Origin of the sequence: Micrococcus sp. HMSC31B01, assembly GCF_001816085.1 — a bacterium.
Lineage (GTDB): Bacteria > Actinomycetota > Actinomycetes > Actinomycetales > Micrococcaceae > Micrococcus > Micrococcus luteus.
Genome location: NZ_KV824960.1, coordinates 1 through 900, shown reverse-complemented (window position 1 = coordinate 900; position 900 = coordinate 1). Strand labels below are relative to the sequence as shown.

Annotated in this window: 1 protein-coding gene and 1 pseudogene; one reads left to right on the top strand and one right to left on the bottom strand. The window is 75.6% G+C overall.

Going from position 1 to position 900, the window contains the following annotated elements; all coding sequences use genetic code 11:
• Positions 1-14: 14 nt before the first annotated feature.
• Positions 15-542, bottom strand: a complete 528-nt coding sequence (locus tag HMPREF3105_RS02055; protein ID WP_070708659.1) for a WhiB family transcriptional regulator — start codon at positions 540-542, stop codon at positions 15-17.
• Positions 543-712: 170 nt separating this feature from the next.
• On the opposite strand from HMPREF3105_RS02055, the pseudogene HMPREF3105_RS02050 reads away from it, so the two are divergent.
• Positions 713-900: pseudogene (locus HMPREF3105_RS02050) on the top strand (hypothetical protein); the annotation flags it as partial.

The following is a 900-nucleotide window of genomic DNA, read 5'->3' as shown; positions in this document are numbered from 1 at the left end:
ACGGCCGCCGCGCGTCAGGCGCGGGCGCGGCGCAGGCGGCGACGCTCGCGCTCGGAGAGCCCGCCCCAGATGCCGAAGCGCTCGTCGTTCGCCATGGCGTACTCCAGGCACGCGTCCTTGACGGTGCAGGCCTCGCACACGCGCTTGGCGTCCCGCGTGGAGCCGCCCTTCTCCGGGAAGAACGCCTCGGGGTCCGTCTGCGCGCACAGGGCGTCCGCCTGCCAGGCCAGCTCGCCCTCGACGGGCTCGGTGGTCACGCCCGGGATGGCGGCCCAGTCGGCGGAGACGGGCACGGCCTCGACCGGACGCGCGTCACCGGGGAAGAGGGCGGTGACGGTGGCGGCCGGGGTGCCGGTCTCGCCGTCGAGGTCGTGGGCGGTGAGGAAGGCGGTCGCCTGGTCCTCGAGGCTCGCTCCCGGGACGCCGGCCTGCGGGTCGGCGGGGTCGAGGAACCAGTCGCTGGGGACGCTCCGCGGACGAGGCGTCGGCGCCTGCGCGGGATCGGCGCGGTGCGCGTCCTCGACTCGCTGGGTCTGCTCCATGTGTGACGCCTCTTCCCGGGATCGACGTGGCGGTGTGGGCCGGGTGATCGTGCGGTCCGCGTGGGTGCCGGGCACGCCGGCGGGCCCCTCCTGCCGGGACCGTTGGCCCGGGTTCATTACATCGGTGTGATTCATGCCGAGTCAAACCGGGCGGGTGCCACACTGGGCCCATGGTCTCCCTCTCCGCACCCCGGTCCACCGGCCCCCTCGTGCACCGCCTCGCCTCCTCCCCGCGGCCCGCGCTCGTCCAGGAGCCGGGGGCCCCGGACGAGCCCGGCGCGGTGGACCAGCGCATCGAGCTCTCGGGTCGCGTGACCGTGAACTGGGCCGCCAAGTTCGCGGGCCTGCTCGGCGCCGA